This window comes from Burkholderia sp. MR1-5-21, assembly GCF_053427715.1.
The window spans coordinates 116,722-138,639 of the sequence record NZ_JBSAXD010000016.1 but is presented as its reverse complement, the minus strand read 5'-3'; the positions used below and the strand labels follow the sequence as shown (position 1 = coordinate 138,639).

Genomic DNA, 21,918 nt, shown 5'->3' with positions numbered 1-21,918 from the left:
TCAGCTCAACAGCCCCGCCGCGACGTTGATCGACAGGCCGAGCACCGCCATGTTGAAGTAGAACGACAGAATCGACTGCGACAGCGCCGCGCGCCGCGCCGACCGGTTCGTGAGCGACACGTCGGCGGTCTGCGACGCGACCGCGATCGTGAACGAGAAGTACAGGAAATCCCAGTAGTCGGGCTCGGGCTTGCTGTCAGGGAAACGGAGCGCACGCGCGTCGGCCGGCGACGCATAGTAGAGCCGCGCGTAATGCAGCGTGAAGATCGTCGGAATCAGGAACCACGCGCCGAACAGCGTCGCGGCCGTCACCGCGTAATGGCCGAGCCCCGCGCGAAAGCCGACGCCCTTCGCCGTCGCGAGCTCGATCGCGATCGCGGCCACGCTCGCGACGGTCGCGAAGCAGATGAGCGTCAGCACGGTCGTCGCGTTCTCGTCCTCGCGAATCGCGATCTCGCGCACCTGATGGTGTTGCGCGGTCACCATGCGCACCCACATCATCACGAGATACAGCCAGATCGCGCAATCCCAGCCGACGAGCGCGCGCACGGTCGTGCGCAACTGGAAGGGCACCACCAGCGCGCACAGCACGCCGACGACGAATGCCGTCACCATGCGCGGCCGGTTGCGTAATACCTGCGGATAAAGGGTCATCTTGCGTTTCCGAAAGCGAGTGGAAGGCACCGGTCGGCTCGGGGCCGGTCCGGCTGGTACCGCCCCGATTATCGCCAATCGGGCATGTCGTGGCGATGTACGCAAGCGCCTAAGATAATAAGATGACTACCGCTCCCGCCCTCTGCCGCCATCCCGCGAACACCCTCGGCCGCGACTTCGTCGTCGGCGACCTGCATGGTTGCCTCGATACGCTGCGCGCGCTGCTGCACGACGTCCGCTTCGATCCGGACACCGACCGGCTGTTCTCGGTCGGCGATCTGGTCGACCGCGGCCCCGAATCCGAACGGGCGCTCGACCTGCTCGACCGCCCGTGGTGCCACGTCGTGCGCGGCAATCACGAGGAAGTGCTGAGCCTCGTCGCGCGCGGCAAGCTGCCGGCCGACGCGTGGCGCGGGATCGGCGGCGACTGGGGCGCCGACCTGCCGCCCGAACGGCTGCGCGCGCATGCGGCACGCGTCGAAGCGCTGCCGCTCGTGCGCGTGGTCGGCGACGGGCCCGACCGCTTCAACGTGCTGCATGCGGAATTCTTCGGCCCGGATGCCGAACTCGACACGGGCACCTATGCACCGAACGTACGCGAGCGGCTGATCTGGGGGCGCGATCTCGTGCAGGGGCTCGCCGATCCCGACCGGCAGCACGGCCTGTCGCTGACCTGCAGCGGGCATACGCCGGTACGCAAGCCGCTGCGGATCGGCGCGCAATGGTTCATCGATACCGGCGCATTCGCGCCGTCCGGGCGCCTGACGCTCGTCGAGCCGCGCACCGGGAACAGCTGGTCAGTGTCGCAAGCGGAAGCGCGCGAGCGGCATGCGGGCGACTGGCCGCTGCCGTAACGCGGAACGGCTTGCGCGAACCACGGGCGTGCGAACGCGCATTGCCGGCCGAACCCTGCGCGTCACGCAAGGACGCACGCGGGCAACCGGCGCGACCCGCCGCTACCCCACCTGATTCAGCTCGAACACCGCGTCGATTCCGGTGCCGTTCCAGTTGTACTCGAGATACGCGGCGTGATGGCAGTCGCGCAGGATCGTTGTCCTGAACGCGGCCAGGCATTCGCCGAGCGGATCGCGCACCGACGGATAGGCGACGCCCGCGCCGCCCGCATCGCGCACCGCCCGTCCGAGCGCCTGCCCCGCGCCGTAGTTCTGCGGATGCAGCAGCGCCGGATCGCGCTGCGCCCACGCGCGCACATCGGCCACGTCGCCTTGCGCGATCACCGTGTAGAGCCGCATCTGCTGGCGCATCGGCGGTTCCTTCGTCGCGGCCAGGAACAGGCTGCTGTGGTAGCGCGTCTCGGCGATCGCCGTATCGCGCGAGCGCGCGCAGTAGAACACGCCGTAGCTGCCGTCCGAGAAGCGGCTGCCCTGCGGATTCAGGTGCGTGAACGCGGCCATGATCGGCCCCCAGCCGAACCCGTAGCGGCGCTCTGCCGGCGGCACGAGATCGAGCGTGCCGACCTCGTTGCGGATGCGGTCGTTGGTCAGCGATTCGAGCGCGTACAGCGCGTCGAAATCGTCCGCCGACGCAACGCGGTCGAACAGGTTGATTGCCGGAAACCGGGTGGGGATGACGCGATAGGCGGGCGTCCAGTCGAGGGCCGTCGTGGGCCAGTTCATCAATGCGTCCGGAATGTTCACGCCCACCCGCCCCGCATTGCGTCGAGATACTGGCGAACCGCGACGAGATCGCCGACGTTGCCCGCCAGCATGCGATCCAGCGCGCGCTTGCCGCCGAACGGCGCCGCGTCGTTCGGCCGCTTGACCCACGCATCCGCGGCAGCCGGCTGCGGCAGCAGGATCTGCAGCGCCTTGTAGATGCCTAGCAGCAGCGACAGGCGCTCGAGCGTGTCGCGCGGCAGGCGCGCCGATTCGGGCGCCGCCTTCCATTTGAAGAACGTCGAACGGCCGGGCGACCCGAGCAGCACGATCTGCTCGTCGACCGTCAGGTCCCAGTCGCGTGCGATGTTGAAAAACGCGCGCAGGCCGGCCGACGACATCTGCGCGACCGAAGCCTGCGGCGGAACCGGATGCGGAACGTATGCGGGCTGTGACATGATCGTTAGTCTCAAAACGAATTTACTAACAAGATTAGTCCATTTTCGTATTTTTGCAAGGGTCGACACCCGCCCACCGATCCGCGTTCAGCGCCAGAACGATATTTTTTGTCCATTATGGACTCAATTTTTATTTTCTGCGTTAATGGCAGGGCGGACACCCCGCTCGCGAATACACCGCGACCGCCGGTCCGGCAGACACCGTGTCGTACAGAACCGGAAAGACCACGCCAAGGAGCGCACATGAAGAGACTGATTGCCGCCGTTTCGATCGCCCTGCTCGCCGCATCGGCAGGCACCGCCGCCGCAAAGGACTGGACCACGCTGCGCTTCGGCACCGACGCGAGCTACGCGCCGTTCGAGTCGAAGGCGCCCGACGGCAAGCTCGTCGGCTTCGACATCGACCTCGGCAACGAGATCTGCGCGCGCCTGAAGGCGAAGTGCGTGTGGGCGGAGAACGACTTCGACGGAATGATTCCGGCGCTGAAGGCGAAGAAGTTCGACGCGGTGCTGTCGTCGATGTCGATCACCGCCCAGCGCGCGGAGCAGATCGGGTTCACGACGAAGATCTACAACCAGCCGACGCGTCTCGTCGTGAAGAAGGGCTCGCCGCTGCTGCCGACGCCCGAATCGCTGAAGGGCAAGTCGGTCGGCGTCGAACAGGGCACGACGCAGGAAGCGTATGCGAAGGCGTACTGGGCGAAGCAAGGCGCGAACGTCGTGTCGTACCAGAACCAGGACGGCGTCTATGCGGACCTGCTGGCCGGCCGGCTCGACGCCGCGCTGCAGGACGAGGTGCAGGCCGACCTCGGCTTCCTGAAGACCCCGCGCGGCGCCGGCTTCCAGTTCGTCGGGCCGGAACTCGTCGACGAGAAGGTCCTCGGCGTCGGCGCGGGCATCGGCCTGCGCAAGGAGGATGCCGACCTGAAGGCGAAGATCGACCGCGCGATCCTCGACATGGTCAAGGACGGCACCTACAAGCGGCTTGCGTCGAAGTACTTCGACTTCGACATCTACGGCGGGTAATGCGGCAAGCGCGGGGAGCCGACCGGGCCGGCGGATTCCCGCCGGCGTCCGGTCAGCCATACGCGATCAGATCGCGCCGGCATTGCCGCGTGGAAAAACGCCCGGCCGCGCGCCCCCACCGGCGGCGCGGCCGATCCGTGTCGTCAGTAAGGTATCCCCGAAAACGTCGGCAGCAGCACGCGGTAGATGTGGATGAACGCGGGCCCGAGCAGCACGGTGAGCAGCGCGGGAAACACGCAGAAGATCAACGGGAACAGCAGCTTCAGCGCAATCTTGGCCGCACGCTCCTCGGCGCGCATGCGACGCCGCGTGCGCAGCATGTCCGACAGCACCCGCAGCGAATCGCCGATGCTCGTGCCGAACCGGTCCGCCTGGATCAGCATGCTGCAGAACGAATCGATGTCCTCGACACCCGTGCGCAGCGCGAGATTGTGCAGCGCGTCGACCTTCGTGTAGCCTGAACGCATCTCGAGCAGCATCAGGTCGAGCTCGCTCGCGACGACCGGGCTGTTGAAGCGCAGTTCCTCGCACACCTTCATCAGCGCCGCGTCGAGGCTCAGGCCCGCTTCGACGCACACCGTCAGCAGGTCGAGCGCGTCGGGGAAATCCTCGAAGATCGCCTGCTGCCGCGACGCGACCTTGCGCGCCAGCACAAAGCTCGGAATGTAGTAGCCGATCGTGCAGATCAGCACCAGGACCAGCGCGAGCCCGTTGCGGCTTTCACCAAGCTTCGTCGCGATCAGGAACGGCAGCGCAATCATGGGCAGCAAGAGCGCGAGCACCGTCTTCGCCGCGAAATAGAGGCTGGCCGCATTCGGCGAGCGCCACCCGGCATTCATCATCCGGATGCGCAGCGGCGACTGCTCCCAGCCCTCCTTCGGCAGCGAGAACTTCGAGATCGGCTGCGACAGCTCCGCGAGTTTCGCAGCCCATCCCGGACCCGTATCGGCCGACATACCCGCATCGCCCAGCGCCGCCGCGCCGCCGCCTGCCTGCGCGATGCGGCGCTGCATGCTGCGCGGCACGAATACGAGCATCGCGACCAGTGCGCCCGCGAACACGATCGCGAACAGGCCCGCCAGCACGACGATTTGCGTAATGTTCATGTTTTCCATGTCAGTTCCCCGATCAATTCGTCAGGCATCCGGCAGCGCGGCGCTCAGACATGAATCCGGATGATGCGCCGCATCCAGAAGACGCCGCAGGCCATCATCACCAGCATCAAGCCGACGACCTTCAGCCCGGCCGGATCCTCCCAGAGCACCGCGAGGAACTGGCGGTTCAGCATCATCATCAACGCGCCGGTGCCGAACGGCAGCAGACCGAGCACCCAGGCCGACATGCGCCCTTCGGCCGACAGCACGCGAACCTTGTCGAGCAGCTTGAAGCGCTCGCGGATCAACGCGCCGATGCTGTCGAGCAGCTCCGCGAGATTGCCGCCCGTCTCGCGCTGGATCAGCACCGCGATCACGAAGTAGCGCAGATCGCGGATCGGCACGCGCGTCGCGAGGTTCATCAGCGCGTCGTGCAGCGACACGCCATAGTTGACCTCGTCGAACGTAATGCGGAATTCGCTGCCCATCGGCTCGCTGAACTCGTCGCTGATCATGCCGATCGCGCTCGTGAACGCATGCCCGGACCGCAGCGCGCGCGCGATCATGTCGCAAACCTCCGGCAGCTGCCGTTCGAGCCTGCGCATCCGGCGGTTACGGCGCCGCTTCACGTGCAGCAACGGCAGCACGGCGAACGACAGCGCGATCGGCAGAATCGTCAGGAACGGCAGCGGCGTGAACATCAGCACGAACAGCACGAGCGGCGGCACCGCGAGCGACATGCCGATCAGCTTCGCAACCGACCAGCTCATGCCGGACTGCTGCAGCAGCAGATCGAGCGACTGCACGCGCGGCATGCTCATCAGCAACCGGTCGAGCGGCTTTGCGCCGTTGAGCATCCGGTCCTTGAGGATCGACAGCCGTTCCTGCTGCACCTGCCCGCCCGCCGACATCGCGCGGATGCGCGACTCGATGCGTTGCGCTTCGGCGCCGTGCCGTGCGTTCCACCAGTGATAGAGCCCCTCGAACGCCAGCACCACCGCGACGAACAGGAGAATCACGAATGCATAGAAAATCGGGTCCATGGCCATTCCTCGACATCGGACGGCGGCCGGCTCGCGCCGGCCGCGCGGTCAGTTCGCCTCGTAGCGGCGCGCCGGGTCGTACAGCGCATCGGGCAGGTTGATGCCGAACGCCTGCAGCCGCTCGGCGAATTTCGGGCGCACGCCCGTCGCGCAGAAATGCCCGCGCACCGTGCCGTCCTGGTCCATGCCCGTGCGCTTGAACGTGAAGATATCCTGCATGTTGATGATGTCGCCCTCCATCCCGGTCAGCTCCGAGATGCTGACGATCTTGCGCTTGCCGTCGGTCAGGCGCGCGGCCTGCACGACGACCGAGATCGCCGAAGCGATCTGCTGGCGCATCGTCTTCGGCGGCAGCGACAGGCCCGCAACGCTGATCATGTTCTCGAGGCGCGTGAGCGCATCGCGTGCCGTGTTCGCGTGGATCGTCGCGAGCGAGCCTTCGTGACCCGTGTTCATCGCGTTCAGCATGTCGAGCGCTTCGGCGCCGCGCACTTCGCCGAGGATGATGCGATCGGGCCGCATCCGCAGCGCGTTGCGCACCAGCGTGCGCTGCGTGATCTCGCCCTTGCCCTCGATGTTCGGTGGACGGGTTTCGAGGCGCAGCACGTGCGGCTGCTGAAGCTGCAGTTCCGCCGCATCCTCGATCGTGACGATCCGCTCGTTGGCGGGGATGAAGCCGGACAGGATGTTGAGCAGCGTCGTCTTGCCGCTGCCGGTGCCGCCCGACACCAGCACGTTCACCTTCGCGCGCGCCAGCGCGTCGAGCAGTTCCGCCATCGGCGGCGTGAGGCTCTGGTAGCGCACGAGGTCGTCCATCTTCAGCGGGTTCACCGAGAAACGCCGGATCGACATCAGCGGACCGTCGATCGCCGACGGCGGGATGATCGCGTTCACGCGCGAGCCGTCCGGCAGGCGCGCGTCGACCATCGGGCTCGCTTCGTCGATGCGGCGGCCGACGCGCGACACGATCTTCTCGATCACTTTCATCAGGTGCGCGTCGTCGTAGAACGTCACATCGGTCAGCTCGAGCTGGCCATGGCGTTCGACGTACACCTGCTTGTACGTGTTGACAAGAATGTCCGACACGCTCGGGTCTCGCAGCAGCGTTTCGAGCGGACCGAACCCGAACATTTCGTCGTAGACGTCGATCGCGAGCTGGCGCCGCTCGATGTCGTTCGCGGGCAGCTTGTCCTCGTCGAGAATGCGCGAGATCAGCGCGGCGATTTCCTGGCGGACCTGCTCGAGCGGCATACGCGACAGGCGCTCCAGCTCGACCCGCTCGAGTACCGCGGCGTGGATCTCGCGGCGCAGCTTTTGATAGGCTTCGCGCACCATTGATCCGGCCGCGCCCTGATCGGCACGCGACGCGAAGGCCGGCACCCGTTGCAACGACATCTGTTCGCGCAATGACATGATGGACTCCCCGTAAGATTTCACATGGACTTAAGCTTCGGCGCGCCGCCGCGCCCGAACAGCCGCGCGATCAGTGGTTCGCTGCGCGCCGCGCCGTGTGTCGCGCTCTGACCGCCTTCGACGATCTGCTTCGCACAAGCCTGCAGTGCGCGCGCAACGGCGCTGTTGCGCGCAAGGCGGGACACCGGATGCCCCTGGTTGATCGATTCGAGCGCGACCTCGACGTCCTCCGGAATCACGCATGCGGCACGCATCCCGAGCACCTCCTCGAGCGCCGCACGCGTGCGCTCGCTCGAACGCGCCTGGCGGTTCAGCACGAGGCGCAGCCGGTCGAGCGGATAGCCGAGCGAAATCAGGATTTCCTGCAGCCGGCGGCCGGCGCGCACGTGCGGCATCGCCGGCTGCAGCACCAGTTCGATCTGGTCGCTGCGATCGAGCGCGACCATCGACAGCGGATTGAGGCTCACGCCGAGATCGAAGACCACGAAGTCATAGCGCGGCGTCGCGACGCCGAGAATCCATTCGAGCGCGTCCTCGCGCATCTCGGCGGCCTTCACGGGGTCGCCCGCGCCGGCGAGCACGTGGAACGTCTCCGTCACGCGCGCAACGCTCGCCTCGAGAAACGCGCCGTCGAGCCGCTCCAGCTGCGTGCACAGCTGCGGCAGCGTGGACGGCGGCGTCTCGTCGGTCACCAGAAAGGCTGCATCCGCGAACTGCTGGTTCAGGTCGACCAGCAGCACGCGGCGCTTGCAGCTCTCCGCGATCTCGTACGCGACGTTGCCGGCGATGAAGCTGGTGCCCGCGCCGCCCTTGCACGACAGAAACGACACGATGCGTGTGTCGTCGGTGTCGCGCCGGCTGCTCTGCGCGGCGGCGCGCTGCAGCGCATCGGTCACCGTGCGCGTCTCGAGCGGCCACGCGAGCACGTCGCGCACGCCTGCACGCATCGCGTCGAGCAGCGTATGCGGCGACGCGTCCGCGGTGATCAGCAAGCAGCTCAGGCCCATGTGCAGTCGGCACATCCGCTCGATCGCGGCGAGCTCGGCCGCATCGATCGATGCGCCGTCGATCATCAGCACGTCGAATGCATCGAGCCCGTCGGTCCGGTGCTCGATCTGCGTCGGCCGGCCGGCCGCACGCGTGACCCGATAGTTGCCGGAATCGGCGACGATCCGGGCAATTTGAGTCAGTCGCCCCGTATCGTCGGACGCCACGAGGATGTTGATCATGTTATTCGCCTCGCCTGTTCTGTCATTGGCAAACCGATCCGCCCGTCGACGTCGCCATGCTCTCGCGAGGCAACGTGGTCGTGAACGGCGGCATCGTCACCGACACGCTCACGAATGGGATCAGCGTCGAAACTGTGACGTTCGATACCTGGACGGTCACGAACGTGCAGGTGCTGCGCGCGGTCGCCGCATCGGCATCGCAACCGGACGGCAGGTAGGTGAGCGTCACGTTCGCGTTCGACAGGATCGGCAGAAGCGACGTGATGCGCTGCTTGATGACCGTCGCGTCCGCGTCGCAGACGGTTGCGGTGCGCGCACCGAGGCGCATCGCCTCGCTCGCGGTATTCCAGTAGAACAGTACGCGGCCGAATTCGCAGATACCGATCAGCAGCGTGCAGAACACGCCGGCGATCAGCGCAAACTCGACGGCGGTCGCGCCGCGCTGGCGGCGGCGACGCGGCTGGGAAAGAGCGCGCGGGTTCATGACGTTTGCCTCATCACGGTGATGATGTCGCCGAAGATCAACTGCTGCAGCCCGCTGAACGCGGGGATCGGCTGGTACTGGTAGCCGGTGATCTTGACTTCGACCAGGTTCATGCTGCCCGCCGGCGTGCCGCTCGCCGAAGCGTTGTTGCTGTCGTAGGTCGGCACGTTCGCGAACTGCGCGGGATCGTTCGGGCCGGTGCAGCCAGTCGTATGCGACGAATCGCAGACGACGACCATCGACGTCGTGAGACCCGGCGCGAGCGCGGTACCCGACGAGCCGCAGGTCGTGGAGCCGTAGACGACGAGACACTGCGCCTCCGACAGCGGATACGCGGGGTCGCTCGGCTTGAACGTCGACAGATAGCGCGCCGCGTTGCGCGTCGCCTTGGTCAGCGCCTCGTACTGGTAGATCGCGCGGCCGAATTCGGCGACGCCGGTCACGAGCAGAAGCATCGGGATCAGCACGATCGCGAACTCGACCGCCGCGACGCCGCGCGTCTTCGAACGCCTGGCCGGATGTGATTTCATGATCGCCTCCCTGTCACTGGACCAGCACCGACACCTGCGGGCCGACCGAACTGCCGTCACCCGGCACGCCTTCGCTCGCGCACGGATTGCCGGCCGCGGTCGACGAGCCGAGATACTCGACGTTCGCGACGATGCCACTGCTGCCGCCGGCGCTCGAATCCATCGGCTCGAGCATCAGCACGCAATCCCACTGCAGCACGGCCGTCTTGTGGTTGCCATTCACGTTCAATGTCGAGCAGTCGACTTCGGGCGCGAGCGCGATGCGGCGGTCCGCACCGTAGGTCTGGTAACCGCTCTGGGTGAGCGCCGTGCCGCCCGTGCTGATCCCGGTCGCCTTGTCGCCCTGGTACACGGTGTTCGTGAGCCGGGCATTCACGAACTTCGTGTAGGCGTCGGTGGAGCCATAAATGTTCGAGGTCTGCGCATCGCCCGTCGCCGCGTTGAAGGTCAGGCCCGTGAAGTCCGGCGTGTTGTCCGGCGTACCGGCCGTCGGCGCCTTGAAGCCGTGTCCGTAGACCCCGAAACGCGTGTTCCATGCATCGGCGCTTGCAGCCTTCTGCCCCGGCGAGCCGATCTGCGCGCCGCTTGCGGGCAAGCTGCAGTAGTTGCCGGTCAGCTCGTTGGTGATCTCCGAATTGCTGTTCGATCCGTCGAGCGCCGCCCAGCCGAAATTCCCGGCGCCCCACGACGTCGTGCTGCCCAGCGCGGTCAGCCACTCGCCGGGCGTGTGGCCACCGCTCTTCTGGCAGAGAAACACCGGGATCGCGCACGTCGTCTGCGCGGAGCCGAGGGTCGCCACCGCGGCCACCGCCACCGACGCGTTCGCGACGTTCATCCCCGGCAGCACGTTCAGCACCTGCATGAACCAGTTCGGAATGTTGGTCAACGATGCCGTGCACTTGACGTACTTGATCGTGGACGGCGACGTGACCGAGCTGGCAGGCAGGAACGGATCGGTCAGCGAATCGCTGTAGGTGACGCTCGAATTCGTCTGGTATTGCACGGGCGAGCCTTGAAACATCGCGTAATTCAGGTGGCCGGCGGTGATACCGGCCGCCTCTGAAACCGACAGGTTCGGGATCGCCCCTGTCAGATCGCGCGCGGCGGCCAACGCACAGGCGTCAGCACTGTTCTGTAGTTCGCTCCGCGCGACGTACAACTTGCCAAGGTCCAGCGCGAGGCCGACGCATCCGATCAGTACCGCCAGCGTCAGCGCGACGATCACCGATACGACGCCGCGCTGACGATGGATGTTGCGGAAGGCCTTCGGGGGTTGAAAGACGCTGGACATGGCAATCTCCCTGAGCAACCTGTCGTTATTGGTTATTGGGCGCCGCCCTTGCTGATGCCGATGACGAACGCATTGCCCTTCGGCTCCGGCGTCTGGAACGACTTGTCGTAGTTGTCCAGCGCGGCCGAGGCCGCCGAGCCCGGCATGCCGCCGGCAGACTGCGTATGTTCGGCGGCATGCGGATCGATGATCTGCGCTTGCATCACGGTGCGGACCGATTCGCCGAACCGGCCGTCCCACACCGGCGTCGACGACATGCAGCCGGCGAGCGCGGCGGCGAGCGGTGCGGCGAGCGCCGCGCGCCGCACGAAAACGAGGTAGGCGGATTTCATGACGTTCCCCTTGGATGGCTTAACGATCGTTGGACGACGGCGTCGCGTTCGCACGGGCGACCTGCTGCACGCGGCGCTTGGCCGTGCCCTGCGAATCCGACTGCACGGTTGCCGCGATCCGCGCGGCCGCCGCTTCGATGCGGGCAACCCGGGCCGCCGTCGCGGCATCCGCCGCCTGGGCTGCCGGTGGTGCGGACTCCGCCGTCGGCGCGGCCGCAGCCGCGGGTACCGCGGGTGCCGCCTTGGCCGCGGGCACCGGCGCCGCGGACGCCGCCTTGACGGCTTTCGCGGGCGCCGTGACGAGCGGCTCGGCCGGTACGTTCTGCGTCGAGACCGGCATCGGCGACGCGGTCGGCTGCGCCATCGCGTCGGTTGGCTGCGCAGCGCGCGGCGCCGGCAGCGCGGCCGTCGGGCCGCTCGGCTCGTCCTGCTGCGGGGCCGGGGCCGGCGCCGGAGCGGGCGCCTGCGACTGCGGCGCCTGCGGCGACGGTGCGGCGTCGCTCGCCGGGGCCGGAGCCCGGCCATGCTTGCGCAGGCCACCGCGACCTTCCATGTCGCCCGTCGCAAACACGTCAACCTCGTTCGGCTTCGTGAAGCTGTCGGTCGGCAGCGGCAGGTCGGCCGTCTGCAGCGGCTTCACGAGATGCGGCGTGATGACGAAGATCAGCTCGGTGCGGTCCTGCTGGAACGACGTGCTGCGAGCCAGCGCGCCCAGCACCGGAATCTCGCCGATGCCCGGCACCGCCTTCAACGCACCCGACGCGTTGTCCTTGATCAGCCCGCCGATCGCGAACGATTCGCCGTCGGCCATCTGCACCGTCGTCGACGCACGCCGTGTCGTGATCAGCGGCAGGATCGACTGGCCGGCCACGTTGGTCGCGGTGAGCGTCACGCCCGTCTGCGACAGCTCCGACACTTCCGGCGCGACCTTCAGGCTGATGCGGCCGTTCGACAGCACCGTCGGCAGGAACTTCAGCGCGACGCCGAACTCCTCTTCCTGCAGCGTGATCGTCGTGCCGCCGCCGGTATTGCTCTGCGGTACCGGGATGAAGATCTTGCCGCCTGCGAGGAACGTCGCTTCCTGGCCGCTGATCGTCACGAGGTTCGGCTCCGCGAGGATCTTGACGAGGTTGTCGGTGTTCTGCGCATCGACCGCAAGGCTGAACGGCTTGTTGTTCGCCTTGCTGGCCGTGATGCCGCTCGCGACGCCCGCGAGCAGGTTGCTCACCAGCGCGCCGCTCCACGAGCCGAAGCCGCCCTGGATGTTGAAGGCCGAGCCGAGCTGGTTGATCAGCGTCTTCGACACTTCGGCGACCTTCACCTCGAGCATCACCTGCTGCGGCTGCGTGACGCTCAGCATGTTCAGGACCGTGCCGGTCTTTCCGCCGCCACCGCCGCTGTCACCGTTTCCGTTGCCGTTGCCGCCGCCCCCGTTGCCGCCGCTGGCGGCATTCGCATACGCCTTCGCGATCGCCGCCGCCTGCTGCGACGCCTGCGCGCTCGACACGTTGCCGGCAAGCACGATCGTGTCGGCCGCGGACGTGACATGGATGTCATGTTCGTTCGGCATCAACTGCGCGAGCGAAGCCTGGAGACCGCCGGCGTCGGCGCCGACGGCCACGTCGATGATCCGGCACGCGCCGCTCTTGCCCTGGACGATCATGTTGGTCGTGCCGACCGACAGCCCGACGATGTAGAGCGTCTGCGGCGACACCATCGTCGCCTGCGCGACGGCCGGGTTGCCGATCGTGCGGTTGCGCACCGCCTCGGGCATCGGCACGAGCAGCGATTTGCCGAGCGGCACGCTGACGGACGTCGATTCGCGCACGGCGCCAACACAGTTCGGACCACGCAGCGGCCCGGCGGCCGCCGCCGCGCCTGCCGCCCCCGCGGCCGGCACCGGCGTCATGCTGATCGTCATCTGCATCGGCCCCTTGCCCATTGCGGCCGGCGCTGTCGCCGTGCCGCCCTTCGCGAGCGCACCGGCCTCCGCGCCTTCCTGCGCGACCGCGCTGTACACGTTGAACCATCCGGCGCACAGCATCGCCGCGACCACCGTGCCGCGCAGGGCGCGCGTACGCGCCGGCCCGGCTCCAGAACTTTGCGGTTTGATCTTCATTTCGTCTGATCCCCCGAGTGCCCGGCGAAGCGCCGGGCTTGACTGTCAAAGGTCGCAGCGCGTCGCGTACGGCCTGGAAACTTCGCGTTTTTTCGATGAATTCAGAAGCATTCGACGCTGCCGCGGACGCCGCTCAGCACGCCGACGCAGTCGCGTCCCGCCGACGGCGCCGCGTGGGACGCCACGTGCACCCGCACGGTCCGCACGCGAACCGGCGCGGGCGCGGCGGCGGGCGCCGGCGGCGTGCCAAGCAACGTCACCTTGGTCGCGCCGTCGGTGTTCATCGTCTGCTTGTCGATCTGGTTGCGCAGCACGAGCGACAGCGTGCCGACGCTGCGTGCGAGGTCGAGCTTCTCCGCCTGCTCGGGCGACACTTCGAGCGTCACCGCGTTGACGACCTTCGGCGCGGTATCGTCGCGGCTGACCTGCTGCGCGACGGCCAGCACGAGGATGTGCTCGAGCACGATCTTCGAGATGCTCTGCTGGTTGTCGGACGACTTGCCAGGCTCCTGCGTGTTGACGATGACGTCGACGTAGTTGCCCGGCAGCGCGAAGCCCGCGACGCCGATCACGTCATTCACGCGCACCGTGATCGCGCGGTTGCCCGCGCCGATCACCGCGGACAGCCCGCCCTTCGTGCCGAGCGGCGCCAGCTTCGACTCGAGCACCGGCTCGCCGCGCGTGAGGCTCGTGCGCACGACCCGTCCCTCGAGCTCCTTGGTGTCGCTGAACGCGCCGGGCGGCACGCTGGCGGTCGGCCAGCTCACGGTGCGCATCTGGTTCGGCCCGAGCGGTTCGCCCAGGTTCAGGTCGGTGGTCGCGACCGCGACCTGCGTGACCGCGCTGGACGACGTCCTCACGAGCCAGCGCGATGCGAACGCGACGGCAGCGAGACCCGCCACCATGGCGATGATCAGCATCGTGATTGCGCGAGTGTTTTTCATGGCAATGCTCCTCGTCAGATCGTGAATGAAACAGCTCAACCGGAGGCCAGCGTGCGGCCGATGCGTTCGGCCGACGGCGGATGCGGGCTCTCACGTTCTGGCGCGGAGCCGAAATACGCGGTCCACGCTTCGTGCAATCCGTCATGCGTGACTTCGGGGGGGTCGCCGCGATAACGCGCCGACGCCGCAACAAGGCGCAGCAGGTCGCCGGGGAAACAGGCAAGGAACGCCTTGCCCGTCGGCAGGTGCAGCCGGTGCGCGAGGTAATCGAACGCGTCGGAAGCCGGCACGAGGCCGAGCGACTTGCACATCGCGTCGAACACTGCGTGGTAGTCCTCGATCGCCATCGGGCCGACGTAGAGCTTCGAGCCGAGCCGGCGCAGGAACGCGTCGTCGCCGAACTGCGACGGCGCGATGTTGCTCGAGAACACCGGCCACACGTCGAACGGCACGATGAAGCGGTTGCCGGTGCCGAGCGTCAGCAGGTCGATGCCGCGATCGAGCGGCCGCAGCCAGCGGTTCAGCAGGTCGCGCGGCTCGACACGCTGCCGGCCGAGGTCGTCGACGATGTACATGCCCATGTTGGCCTTCATGTGCGGCGGCGCCTGGTAATAGCCGGCGCCCGCGTCGCGCCGCAGCTCGAGTTCGTCGAGCGTCAGCTCGCCGCCCGACATCACGATCGGGCGTTCGCACAGACGCCAGCGGCGATCGACCGCCTGTCCTTCCGGCTGCGTGTTGACGTCGACGTGCACGAGCGGGTCGTAGATCTGGATGATTTCGCCGGCCACGCTGATCGCATACGGAATCGGCACCTCGCCGCCCATCAGCGAGCCGAGCCGCTCCGCGAAGAAGGTCTTGCCGCTGCCGGCCGGCCCGTGGATCAGCAACGGGCGGCCCGAATTCAGCGACGCCGCCGCGGCGTCGATGATCGCCGGATCGATCACGATGCCGTCGAACGCGGCCATCACCTCGGCGCGCGCGATGCGCAGCTTGCGTACCGAATGCGCGGCAATCACGTCGAGGTACGCGTCGAGCGTGACGGGCGCCGGACCGTCGTAACTGCTGTGCGACTTTTCCTCGATGGCGAGCGCGCGGCCCGCGTCGGTGAGGCGGAACGACACGTCGATGTCGGTCGTGCCGCGATGGGTGATTTCGACGAGATGTTCGCGCACGAGGAACGCGAGCACGTCGTCGAGCACGGAGATCGGCAGGCAATGCCGCTCCATCAGGTCCGCGTACTCCGAGCGCCCGTGCATCAGCGTGGACTTCAGCACCAGTCCGGCGAGAAACGTCTCGCCCAGTCCCGTGTCCGCCACCGTGCGCGGCGCGCGCGGCAGCCGCGGCGTGCGCTTCGTGTGCTGTTCGCGCGACGGCGCGGGATCCGGCAGATGGGCGATCTGCGCGTCGTGTTGCGAAGAAGGTTGGTCATTGTTCATGATCGCTCCGTATGCGGTGTCCGGTCCGTGTCACACGGACTCACACGGACGCCGCGAACAACATGCTCAGCGTGCCCAGCGCGATCGCGACGCCGTAAGGCAACGCGCCGACCGACTCGCCTTCGACCGGCGCGCCGGCCGCGCCGCCCTGCCCGCGTACTGCCGCGCGTATCGCGATGAAGCGCATGTTCGCGAACAGCTGCCGCGCGCGACCTCGCCAGATCACGACCGCGAGCGCGCCGACACCGCCCGCCACGAAGGTCGCGATCGCGATATTGACTGCGAGTGCCGGGCCGACCCAGGCGCCGACCGCGAGCATCAGCTTCACGTCGCCCGCCGCCATCCCGCGCAGCAGATAGAACGGCAGCAGCATGAAGAAGCCGGTTGCTGCCCCCGCGAGCCAGACGATCGCGCCCGCGCCGATGCCGTGAAGCACGCATTGCGCGATCAACGCACCCGCGACACCGATCGCGACGAGGCGATTCGGAATCCGGCGGCTCGTGATGTCGCTGCTCGCGGCGACGATCACGAGCGTCGCAACGCACAGCGGAATCGGGTGGGACGGCATGGCTGGCAACATGGCAAACCTCGTTTCTCCGGATCGGAATTCATTGCATCGCGGCCAGCGCACGCGCCGCGACATGTTCATAAAGCTCGTTGACCGCAGTGCCGAATGTCCCGGCGCCGCCAAATATGGCTATCGCGACCAGCGAGCCCATCAGCGCGTACTCGATCGACGTCACGCCGCTTTCGTCGTCGATCCACCTCGCTACTGCCTCTCGAACGGACTGCATGACGCCTCCCTTGTTTTTCGTGACCTTCCCGCTCCGGCACGAGCGCCTCATCCGCCGATACGCGATCGGGCGGATGCCCGGCACGCCGGAGGGCGCATCTGTGTGCGGGACGCCTCCCGTACAGCGCCAGTCTCGTTACATCATGGAACCGAGGCTACTGAACAACGTATTCAGGTTCGAGCCGAGAAGCGACGCGCCTGCCATCAGCGCCACCGCGATCAGCACGGCGATGAGTCCGTATTCGATGGCCGTGACGCCGTCCTCGTCGCGAATGAATCGCCGGACCTGGTAAGCGAATGCCGACATGGTTCTTTCCTCTTGAGTTGAAACACCGCCACAACGCCTGCGTTGATCTGGAACCGTCCGTCCCGGCAGCGCTTTTCTCCGATACGGAGCGAGTCGTTCGGTCGTGCCGAAGTCGCAGCCATCCTGCTGGCCCGACTCCAGTCGCCGACCGGGGCCCCGCCCCAGAAAAGACACCGGGACGGACGTATTCCCCCTTCGGAATCGTCCGTCCTCCCGCTCAGCCCAGCTTGGTGCCGATGCTGCTGAACAGGGTGTTGAGGCTCGACCCGAGGAGCGTTGCGCCGGCGATGAGCGCCACGGCAACCAGCGATGCGAGCAGACCGTACTCGATGGCGGTAACGCCTTGTTCATCACGCAGAAACTTTTGTGCTTGTTGGACGATCTTCGACATGATTTCATCTCCCTTCGGATGACTAAAAAATACCCTTCACCACCATTGGCTCGGGCGACCTACTGCTGGCACTGCTAGAAAATCAGAACGCGTAAATCGGCTGCAGCCGCACGTGCGCACGTGCGCACATGCCTTTGCGGGCGATATTGGCAGACGGGAAGACATTCGCCGGATGCACGAGCCTGGCGACGAGCCAGACGCGCCGTCCACCCGGCACGGTGTCGGAACGGGCCGGCATCGGCCGACCGAATCGATGAGCTACCCCGCGGCTTGACGCCTTGGTGACGCGGCAACGGGACGCGAGCCGCGATATGCTGTGGTCTTTCATTTTTCTACCCCCGACTTCCTGCATTCCGTTCGTTCTGTTGCCGGACGACGCCGGCATTCCGCTGGTCGGGCGACGGTTTCCCAATTGGCCTGGAACGGCGCTCTTGGCGCCATGCTCCGGCCTTGTACCCCGTGGGCGACGTCGGCATCGGTTCTCGTTTGATCGATTCTCTGAACCGGCCGGTCGTCACGCCGTCGACCTCCGCGTGTCTCCCCTCGCAAAGAGCGGGCCAGCTCGCGACGAATCCGCTCCGGACAAGGGCCTTCGACGCGGACACCGGCAAACGGACCGGGTACGGACGGACGGAAGTTTCGGTTCTGATACATCCCGGCGGGGTTCCGCTCTCGCGCGACGGGCGCAAAGCCCCGTCGGACAAGGCTCAAAAAATTTTCTCGGGACTTTCCCGGATCGACACCGGCGCGCGTATGAAGCGATGCCGGCGCAGGTTTGCATCGGCCAAATTGACGAAATGTTTCAAGTCCGAAACGCTCCCCCCCGCCTACCGCCGCGCCGGCGCCCGAAAACGGCAATTTGACCGCTTTCGGGCAGCTGCGCGCGCGGCTGTCGGCGGGCAGCCATTTGCATCGCCGATATTTTTTTCCAACAATGGAATCGCCCGATGCGACCAGAAAGCCGAAACGCTTCGACACTCGGGCACACAACAACACGATCGGGCCACCTGGACCACAGGGCTCTTTCGGCAAACGGGGATTCATTCATGTACGAAGCAATTCGGGGACTGCGGGATCGCAGGTGGCCATGCGTTCACTGGCTCACCGCCGATCGCATCGTGCCGTACAGCTGCGCGATGCTGATCCTGTGCGGCGCGATATTCGGCGCATGGGCGATGTTGACGCACGGCTTCACGACCGACAACGTGATGCGACCCGGTGTCGACTTCGCCGTGTTCTGGACGGCGTCCGACATGACCCTGCACGGACAGATCGCGTCGGTCTTCGACTATCGCGATTTTTCCGTTGCCCAACTCGAACACTTCGGCCCCTACACCCACCGGACCTTCCTCCCGTGGCTCTATCCGCCGACGATGCTGCTGCTCGTCGCGCCGCTCGCTTTCGTGCCGTTTCTGCCCGCATTCTTCCTCTTTTTCGCGGGCAGCTTTCTATGCTATGCGCGTGCTGTCACCGGTCTCTCCGGGCTGCGCGCGCACCTTCCGCAGCCGCGCCTCGCAACGCTCGCCGTGCTCGCCTATCCTGGCGTGTTCGTCACGACGGTGTGCGGCCAGAATGCGCTCCTGACTGCGGCGATCGCGGCGTTTGCGGTCCGTCATGTCGAGCGGCGCCCTCTTGTTGCCGGCCTGTTCATCAGCCTGCTGGCCGTCAAGCCGCAGCTCGCGGTGCTGTTTCCGGTCGTGCTGATTGCAGCCCGCGCCTGGCGTGCATTCGCGGCCGCTGCCGCCGGCACCGCACTGCTCGTCGCGGCCAGCGCGTGGCTGGCCGGCCATGCCGCACTGACCGGTTTCATCGACGGCATGTCGACCACGCGTGAGGCGATGCTCGAGCACAATGTGCAGTACTGGATCGGTTCGCCGACGCCGTTCGCCGCGATGCGGCTCGCCGGCCTGCCGCTGCCGCTGTCGTACGCGGTGCAGATCGCGGTGGCCCTGCTCGCCGCCTTCGCGGCCGCGACCGTCTGGCGCAGCACGCGCGACGCGCGCCTGCGCGGCGCGGTCCTGGCGGTCGCCACGCTGCTCGCGACGCCGTACCTGCGCGGATACGAACTCGCCTGGCTCGGCGTCGCGTTCTTCTGCCTCGTGTCGTACGGCTTCGACAACGGCTGGCTGCGCGGCGACCAGGGTATCCTCGTGCTCGCGTGGCTGCTGCCGCTGTTCGAATTCCTCAATTACACGCCGATGCTGCCGCAGATCGGCCCAATCGTGCTGCTCGCCGTGCTGTTTGTCGTCGCACGCCGTGCCGCCGTCGCCGCGAGGAGCTGACCATGCGCTTTCACCGCTCCAGCCCTGCCCTGCTGCACGTCGACGTCCATCCGGAGCTGCCCGCGGCCGGGCCGCGCCGGCGCCCGCACTGGCTCACCGAGCCGCGCATGCGCGTCTATTCGCACGCGATGCTGCTCTGCTATTTCGCGTTTGTCGGCGCATACGTCGTGCGCCTGTTCGGCCCGCACAGCGCAAGCCTGCCCCGGCTGACGCTCGATTTCACGCCGATCTGGAGCGCCGCCTGGCTGGCCGCCCACGGGCATGCGCTCGAAGCATGGCAATACGCCGCCGTCGCCGCGGTGGAGCATCAGGCGATCCCGGCCATGAATATGATGCAAGGCGGGCTCCCGTGGCTCTATCCGCCCACGATGCTGCTGTGGGTGCTGCCGCTAGGCTGGATGCCCTATGCGGTCGCGGCCGCATTGTGGCTCGGCAGTGCGTATGCGCTGTTCGTCGTCGTGTGCGGCGCGATCGTGCCGCGCCGGACCGCGATGCTGTGCGCATTCGCATTCCCCGGCGCGTTCTTTGCGACGCTCATTGGCCAGAACAGCCTGCTCACCGCCGCACTGGCCGGCCTCGGCTTGCTGGCGCTGCAGCGGCGTCCGGTCGTCGCGGGCCTCTGCTTCGGCCTGCTCACCGTGAAGCCGCAGCTCGCGATCCTGTTCCCGCTCGCGCTGCTCTGTGCAGGGCAATGGCGCGCGCTGGCCGCGTGGGCCGCGACAGTTGCGGGCAGCGCCACGCTCGCGACGCTTGCGTTCGGACCGGCCGCGTGGACCAGCTTCATGCATGGCGTATCGGGCACGTACCAGGCGGTCGGCGCGAACCAGGCAATCCTCGCCCGCGTCCCGACGCTTTACGCGATGTCGACGCTGGCCGGCTGGCCCGCGGTCGCGACGATGACCCTCGAGGCCGTGTCGGCGCTCGGCGCCGCTGCGGCCGTGTGCTACGCGTGGCGGGGCACCTGCACCTATGCGCTGCGCGCGGCGACGCTCACCTGCGCGAGCCTGCTCGTGAGCCCGTACCTGTTCGACTACGACCTCGCGTGGTACGGCATCGTCATCGCGTGGTACGCGCGTCATGCGTTCGCGCACGGCTGGCGGCGCTTCGACCGCGAATGGCTCGTGCTGCTGTGGCTGACGCCACTCGCGGGCGCCAAGCTCGTCGACCACCTGCATGTCCAGTTCATGCCGTTCGTCACGCTCGCGACGCTCGCGCTCGTCGTCGCGCGCATCTCGCGCGAACGCCATGAAGCGCCGTGCCTGCCGGACGCGCGCGACAGCGCGACCGACACCGATTTCGCACATGCCGTGCGGCCGCACGACGCGACGCCGCGGCTTCATCGACTCGACCGCCCGCGGCTGCCGCACGGCAGCCACCACTAGAGCGGCGTTCACAGGGGGAACATCATGCGCGCACTTGTCCATAAACCGCTCATTTCGCTGGTCGTGCCTTTCTACAACGAAGGCGAGGCGGTCGAGCGCTTTTTCGACGTCGTGATCCCGGTCATGGTCGCGATCGACGGGATTCGCTTCGAGATCGTCTGCATCAACGACGGGAGCCGTGACGACACGCTCCACCGCCTGATCGCGATCGGCGCGAAGGATACGCGCGTGCGCGTGATCGATCTCACGCGCAACTTCGGCAAGGAAGCCGCACTCACCGCAGGCATCGACGAAGCAACCGGCGATGCGGTGATCCCGCTCGACGCGGACCTGCAGGATCCGCCGAGCCTGATCCCGGTGATGATCGAACACTGGCGCAACGGCGCGGAAGTCGTCGCCGCGAAGCGCACCAACCGCGCCTGCGATTCGTTCGCGAAGCGCACCGCGGCCGCGCTTTACTATCGCGTGCACAACGCGCTGTCGGAAGTAAAGCTGCCGGAGAACGTCGGCGATTTCCGGCTGATGGACCGCGAGGTCGTCATGGCGCTGCGTGCGCTACCCGAGCGGCGCCGCTTCATGAAGGGGCTGTTCGCGTGGGTCGGCTACCGGACCGTGATCGTCGAATATCAGCGCGACCCGCGCAGCGCCGGCCACTCGAAATTCTCCGGCTGGAAACTGTGGAACTTCGCGCTCGAAGGCATCACGAGCTTCAGCACGGTCCCGCTGCGCAGCTGGACCTACATCGGGCTCGGCATCGCCGCGCTCGCATTCCTGTATGGCGCGTTCATCATCGGCCGCACACTCGCGTTCGGCAATCCGGTGCCCGGCTATGCGTCGCTGATCTCGGCAATGCTGTTCATCGGCGGCATCGAACTCGTCGGGATCGGTGTCATCGGCGAGTACATCGGGCGGATATACTACGAGTCGAAAGCCCGGCCGGTGTATCTCGTGCGACGCCGCTACCAGACAAGCAGCAAGGTGACGACGCTACCCGTGTCGCGCGATTCGCTTCGCCACGCCGCGGCCGCCGCACGGGCCGACCTCGCGCGCCGCCGCACGCTGGCGCGCCACCGCGTTGCCGCACGCTGACTTCC

The 21,918-nt window shown here is 67.1% G+C and carries 23 protein-coding genes; 5 read left to right on the top strand and 18 right to left on the bottom strand.

Features of this window, described 5'->3' with window-relative positions:
• Positions 1-654: a DUF1345 domain-containing protein gene (locus ACV229_RS22215; protein WP_448085258.1), complete on the bottom strand. Its 654-nt coding sequence runs from the start codon at positions 652-654 to the stop codon at positions 1-3.
• Positions 655-776: 122 nt separating this feature from the next.
• On the opposite strand from ACV229_RS22215, the gene ACV229_RS22210 reads away from it, so the two are divergent.
• On the top strand, positions 777-1,508 hold the full coding sequence (locus tag ACV229_RS22210; protein WP_448085257.1) for a metallophosphoesterase: 732 nt from the start codon (positions 777-779) through the stop codon (positions 1,506-1,508).
• Between the two features lie 102 nt (positions 1,509-1,610).
• On the opposite strand, the gene ACV229_RS22205 is transcribed toward ACV229_RS22210, so the two are convergent.
• On the bottom strand, positions 1,611-2,291 hold the full coding sequence (locus ACV229_RS22205) for an RES family NAD+ phosphorylase (RefSeq protein WP_448085256.1): 681 nt from the start codon (positions 2,289-2,291) through the stop codon (positions 1,611-1,613).
• A 17-nt stretch (positions 2,292-2,308) separates the two neighbouring features.
• A complete protein-coding gene (locus ACV229_RS22200) occupies positions 2,309-2,728 on the bottom strand; it encodes an MbcA/ParS/Xre antitoxin family protein (RefSeq protein WP_448085255.1) in 420 nt (139 codons plus the stop codon).
• 243 nt (positions 2,729-2,971) lie between these two features.
• Between ACV229_RS22200 and ACV229_RS22195 the strand changes: the two genes are divergently transcribed.
• Complete coding sequence (locus ACV229_RS22195) at positions 2,972-3,754, top strand: ABC transporter substrate-binding protein (protein WP_448085254.1); 783 nt, start codon at positions 2,972-2,974, stop codon at positions 3,752-3,754.
• A gap of 143 nt (positions 3,755-3,897) precedes the next feature.
• Here ACV229_RS22195 and ACV229_RS22190 read toward each other — a convergent pair whose 3' ends face one another.
• The 15 genes from ACV229_RS22190 to ACV229_RS22120 form a co-directional block, all read right to left on the bottom strand.
• A complete protein-coding gene (locus ACV229_RS22190) occupies positions 3,898-4,869 on the bottom strand; it encodes a type II secretion system F family protein (protein WP_448085253.1) in 972 nt (323 codons plus the stop codon).
• Positions 4,870-4,913: 44 nt separating this feature from the next.
• On the bottom strand, positions 4,914-5,891 hold the full coding sequence (locus ACV229_RS22185; protein WP_448085252.1) for a type II secretion system F family protein: 978 nt from the start codon (positions 5,889-5,891) through the stop codon (positions 4,914-4,916).
• 48 nt (positions 5,892-5,939) lie between these two features.
• Positions 5,940-7,304, bottom strand: coding sequence for a CpaF family protein (locus ACV229_RS22180; protein WP_448085251.1), 1,365 nt, complete (start codon positions 7,302-7,304; stop codon positions 5,940-5,942).
• Positions 7,305-7,324: 20 nt separating this feature from the next.
• Positions 7,325-8,533, bottom strand: a complete 1,209-nt coding sequence (locus ACV229_RS22175) for an AAA family ATPase (protein ID WP_448085250.1) — start codon at positions 8,531-8,533, stop codon at positions 7,325-7,327.
• Between the two features lie 22 nt (positions 8,534-8,555).
• On the bottom strand, positions 8,556-9,017 hold the full coding sequence (locus ACV229_RS22170; protein ID WP_448085249.1) for a TadE/TadG family type IV pilus assembly protein: 462 nt from the start codon (positions 9,015-9,017) through the stop codon (positions 8,556-8,558).
• Positions 9,014-9,547, bottom strand: coding sequence for a TadE/TadG family type IV pilus assembly protein (locus ACV229_RS22165; protein WP_448085248.1), 534 nt, complete (start codon positions 9,545-9,547; stop codon positions 9,014-9,016). Before ACV229_RS22165 ends, ACV229_RS22170 begins: the two co-directional genes overlap by 4 nt.
• Before the next feature lie 13 nt (positions 9,548-9,560).
• Positions 9,561-10,838 (bottom strand): pilus assembly protein TadG-related protein, encoded by a 1,278-nt coding sequence (locus ACV229_RS22160; RefSeq protein WP_448085247.1) that lies wholly within the window; start codon positions 10,836-10,838, stop codon positions 9,561-9,563.
• Positions 10,839-10,870: 32 nt separating this feature from the next.
• The gene (locus ACV229_RS22155) at positions 10,871-11,170 is read right to left on the bottom strand and encodes a hypothetical protein (RefSeq protein WP_448085246.1); all 300 of its coding nucleotides are present in this window, start codon (positions 11,168-11,170) and stop codon (positions 10,871-10,873) included.
• 19 nt (positions 11,171-11,189) lie between these two features.
• Positions 11,190-13,289, bottom strand: coding sequence for a type II and III secretion system protein family protein (locus ACV229_RS22150; RefSeq protein WP_448085245.1), 2,100 nt, complete (start codon positions 13,287-13,289; stop codon positions 11,190-11,192).
• Positions 13,290-13,390: 101 nt separating this feature from the next.
• The gene (gene cpaB / locus ACV229_RS22145; protein WP_448085244.1) at positions 13,391-14,233 is read right to left on the bottom strand and encodes a Flp pilus assembly protein CpaB; all 843 of its coding nucleotides are present in this window, start codon (positions 14,231-14,233) and stop codon (positions 13,391-13,393) included.
• Positions 14,234-14,268: 35 nt separating this feature from the next.
• On the bottom strand, positions 14,269-15,669 hold the full coding sequence (locus ACV229_RS22140) for an ATP-binding protein (RefSeq protein WP_448085243.1): 1,401 nt from the start codon (positions 15,667-15,669) through the stop codon (positions 14,269-14,271).
• 40 nt (positions 15,670-15,709) lie between these two features.
• The gene (locus ACV229_RS22135) at positions 15,710-16,249 is read right to left on the bottom strand and encodes an A24 family peptidase (RefSeq protein WP_448085242.1); all 540 of its coding nucleotides are present in this window, start codon (positions 16,247-16,249) and stop codon (positions 15,710-15,712) included.
• A 28-nt stretch (positions 16,250-16,277) separates the two neighbouring features.
• The gene (locus ACV229_RS22130; protein ID WP_448085241.1) at positions 16,278-16,463 is read right to left on the bottom strand and encodes a Flp family type IVb pilin; all 186 of its coding nucleotides are present in this window, start codon (positions 16,461-16,463) and stop codon (positions 16,278-16,280) included.
• A 135-nt stretch (positions 16,464-16,598) separates the two neighbouring features.
• Complete coding sequence (locus ACV229_RS22125) at positions 16,599-16,769, bottom strand: Flp family type IVb pilin (protein WP_448085240.1); 171 nt, start codon at positions 16,767-16,769, stop codon at positions 16,599-16,601.
• Between the two features lie 217 nt (positions 16,770-16,986).
• Positions 16,987-17,160, bottom strand: a complete 174-nt coding sequence (locus ACV229_RS22120; protein WP_448085239.1) for a Flp family type IVb pilin — start codon at positions 17,158-17,160, stop codon at positions 16,987-16,989.
• Between the two features lie 1,046 nt (positions 17,161-18,206).
• Here ACV229_RS22120 and ACV229_RS22115 point away from each other — a divergent pair.
• Genes ACV229_RS22115 through ACV229_RS22105 form a run of 3 tightly spaced genes read left to right on the top strand, consistent with a single transcriptional unit; the run spans position 18,207 to position 21,913 of the window.
• The gene (locus ACV229_RS22115; RefSeq protein WP_448085238.1) at positions 18,207-19,442 is read left to right on the top strand and encodes a glycosyltransferase family 87 protein; all 1,236 of its coding nucleotides are present in this window, start codon (positions 18,207-18,209) and stop codon (positions 19,440-19,442) included.
• Between the two features lie 2 nt (positions 19,443-19,444).
• On the top strand, positions 19,445-20,824 hold the full coding sequence (locus ACV229_RS22110) for a glycosyltransferase family 87 protein (RefSeq protein ID WP_448085237.1): 1,380 nt from the start codon (positions 19,445-19,447) through the stop codon (positions 20,822-20,824).
• Between the two features lie 24 nt (positions 20,825-20,848).
• Entirely contained in the window at positions 20,849-21,913 is a 1,065-nt protein-coding gene (locus ACV229_RS22105; protein ID WP_448085236.1) for a glycosyltransferase family 2 protein, read from the top strand.
• Positions 21,914-21,918 lie beyond the last annotated feature (5 nt).

Coding starts and splice junctions, on each gene's coding strand:
- ACV229_RS22195 (WP_448085254.1), top strand. CDS start 2,972: ATGAAGAGACTGATTGCCGCCGTTTCGATCGCCCTGCTCGCCGCATCG.
- cpaB (WP_448085244.1), bottom strand. CDS start 14,233: ATGAAAAACACTCGCGCAATCACGATGCTGATCATCGCCATGGTGGCG.
- ACV229_RS22150 (WP_448085245.1), bottom strand. CDS start 13,289: ATGAAGATCAAACCGCAAAGTTCTGGAGCCGGGCCGGCGCGTACGCGC.
- ACV229_RS22165 (WP_448085248.1), bottom strand. CDS start 9,547: ATGAAATCACATCCGGCCAGGCGTTCGAAGACGCGCGGCGTCGCGGCG.
- ACV229_RS22175 (WP_448085250.1), bottom strand. CDS start 8,533: ATGATCAACATCCTCGTGGCGTCCGACGATACGGGGCGACTGACTCAA.
- ACV229_RS22210 (WP_448085257.1), top strand. CDS start 777: ATGACTACCGCTCCCGCCCTCTGCCGCCATCCCGCGAACACCCTCGGC.
- ACV229_RS22160 (WP_448085247.1), bottom strand. CDS start 10,838: ATGTCCAGCGTCTTTCAACCCCCGAAGGCCTTCCGCAACATCCATCGT.
- ACV229_RS22105 (WP_448085236.1), top strand. CDS start 20,849: ATGCGCGCACTTGTCCATAAACCGCTCATTTCGCTGGTCGTGCCTTTC.
- ACV229_RS22140 (WP_448085243.1), bottom strand. CDS start 15,669: ATGAACAATGACCAACCTTCTTCGCAACACGACGCGCAGATCGCCCAT.
- ACV229_RS22190 (WP_448085253.1), bottom strand. CDS start 4,869: ATGGAAAACATGAACATTACGCAAATCGTCGTGCTGGCGGGCCTGTTC.
- ACV229_RS22205 (WP_448085256.1), bottom strand. CDS start 2,291: ATGAACTGGCCCACGACGGCCCTCGACTGGACGCCCGCCTATCGCGTC.
- ACV229_RS22200 (WP_448085255.1), bottom strand. CDS start 2,728: ATGTCACAGCCCGCATACGTTCCGCATCCGGTTCCGCCGCAGGCTTCG.
- ACV229_RS22185 (WP_448085252.1), bottom strand. CDS start 5,891: ATGGACCCGATTTTCTATGCATTCGTGATTCTCCTGTTCGTCGCGGTG.
- ACV229_RS22130 (WP_448085241.1), bottom strand. CDS start 16,463: ATGCAGTCCGTTCGAGAGGCAGTAGCGAGGTGGATCGACGACGAAAGC.
- ACV229_RS22135 (WP_448085242.1), bottom strand. CDS start 16,249: ATGTTGCCAGCCATGCCGTCCCACCCGATTCCGCTGTGCGTTGCGACG.
- ACV229_RS22110 (WP_448085237.1), top strand. CDS start 19,445: ATGCGCTTTCACCGCTCCAGCCCTGCCCTGCTGCACGTCGACGTCCAT.
- ACV229_RS22180 (WP_448085251.1), bottom strand. CDS start 7,304: ATGTCATTGCGCGAACAGATGTCGTTGCAACGGGTGCCGGCCTTCGCG.
- ACV229_RS22170 (WP_448085249.1), bottom strand. CDS start 9,017: ATGAACCCGCGCGCTCTTTCCCAGCCGCGTCGCCGCCGCCAGCGCGGC.
- ACV229_RS22120 (WP_448085239.1), bottom strand. CDS start 17,160: ATGTCGAAGATCGTCCAACAAGCACAAAAGTTTCTGCGTGATGAACAA.
- ACV229_RS22155 (WP_448085246.1), bottom strand. CDS start 11,170: ATGAAATCCGCCTACCTCGTTTTCGTGCGGCGCGCGGCGCTCGCCGCA.
- ACV229_RS22125 (WP_448085240.1), bottom strand. CDS start 16,769: ATGTCGGCATTCGCTTACCAGGTCCGGCGATTCATTCGCGACGAGGAC.
- ACV229_RS22215 (WP_448085258.1), bottom strand. CDS start 654: ATGACCCTTTATCCGCAGGTATTACGCAACCGGCCGCGCATGGTGACG.
- ACV229_RS22115 (WP_448085238.1), top strand. CDS start 18,207: ATGTACGAAGCAATTCGGGGACTGCGGGATCGCAGGTGGCCATGCGTT.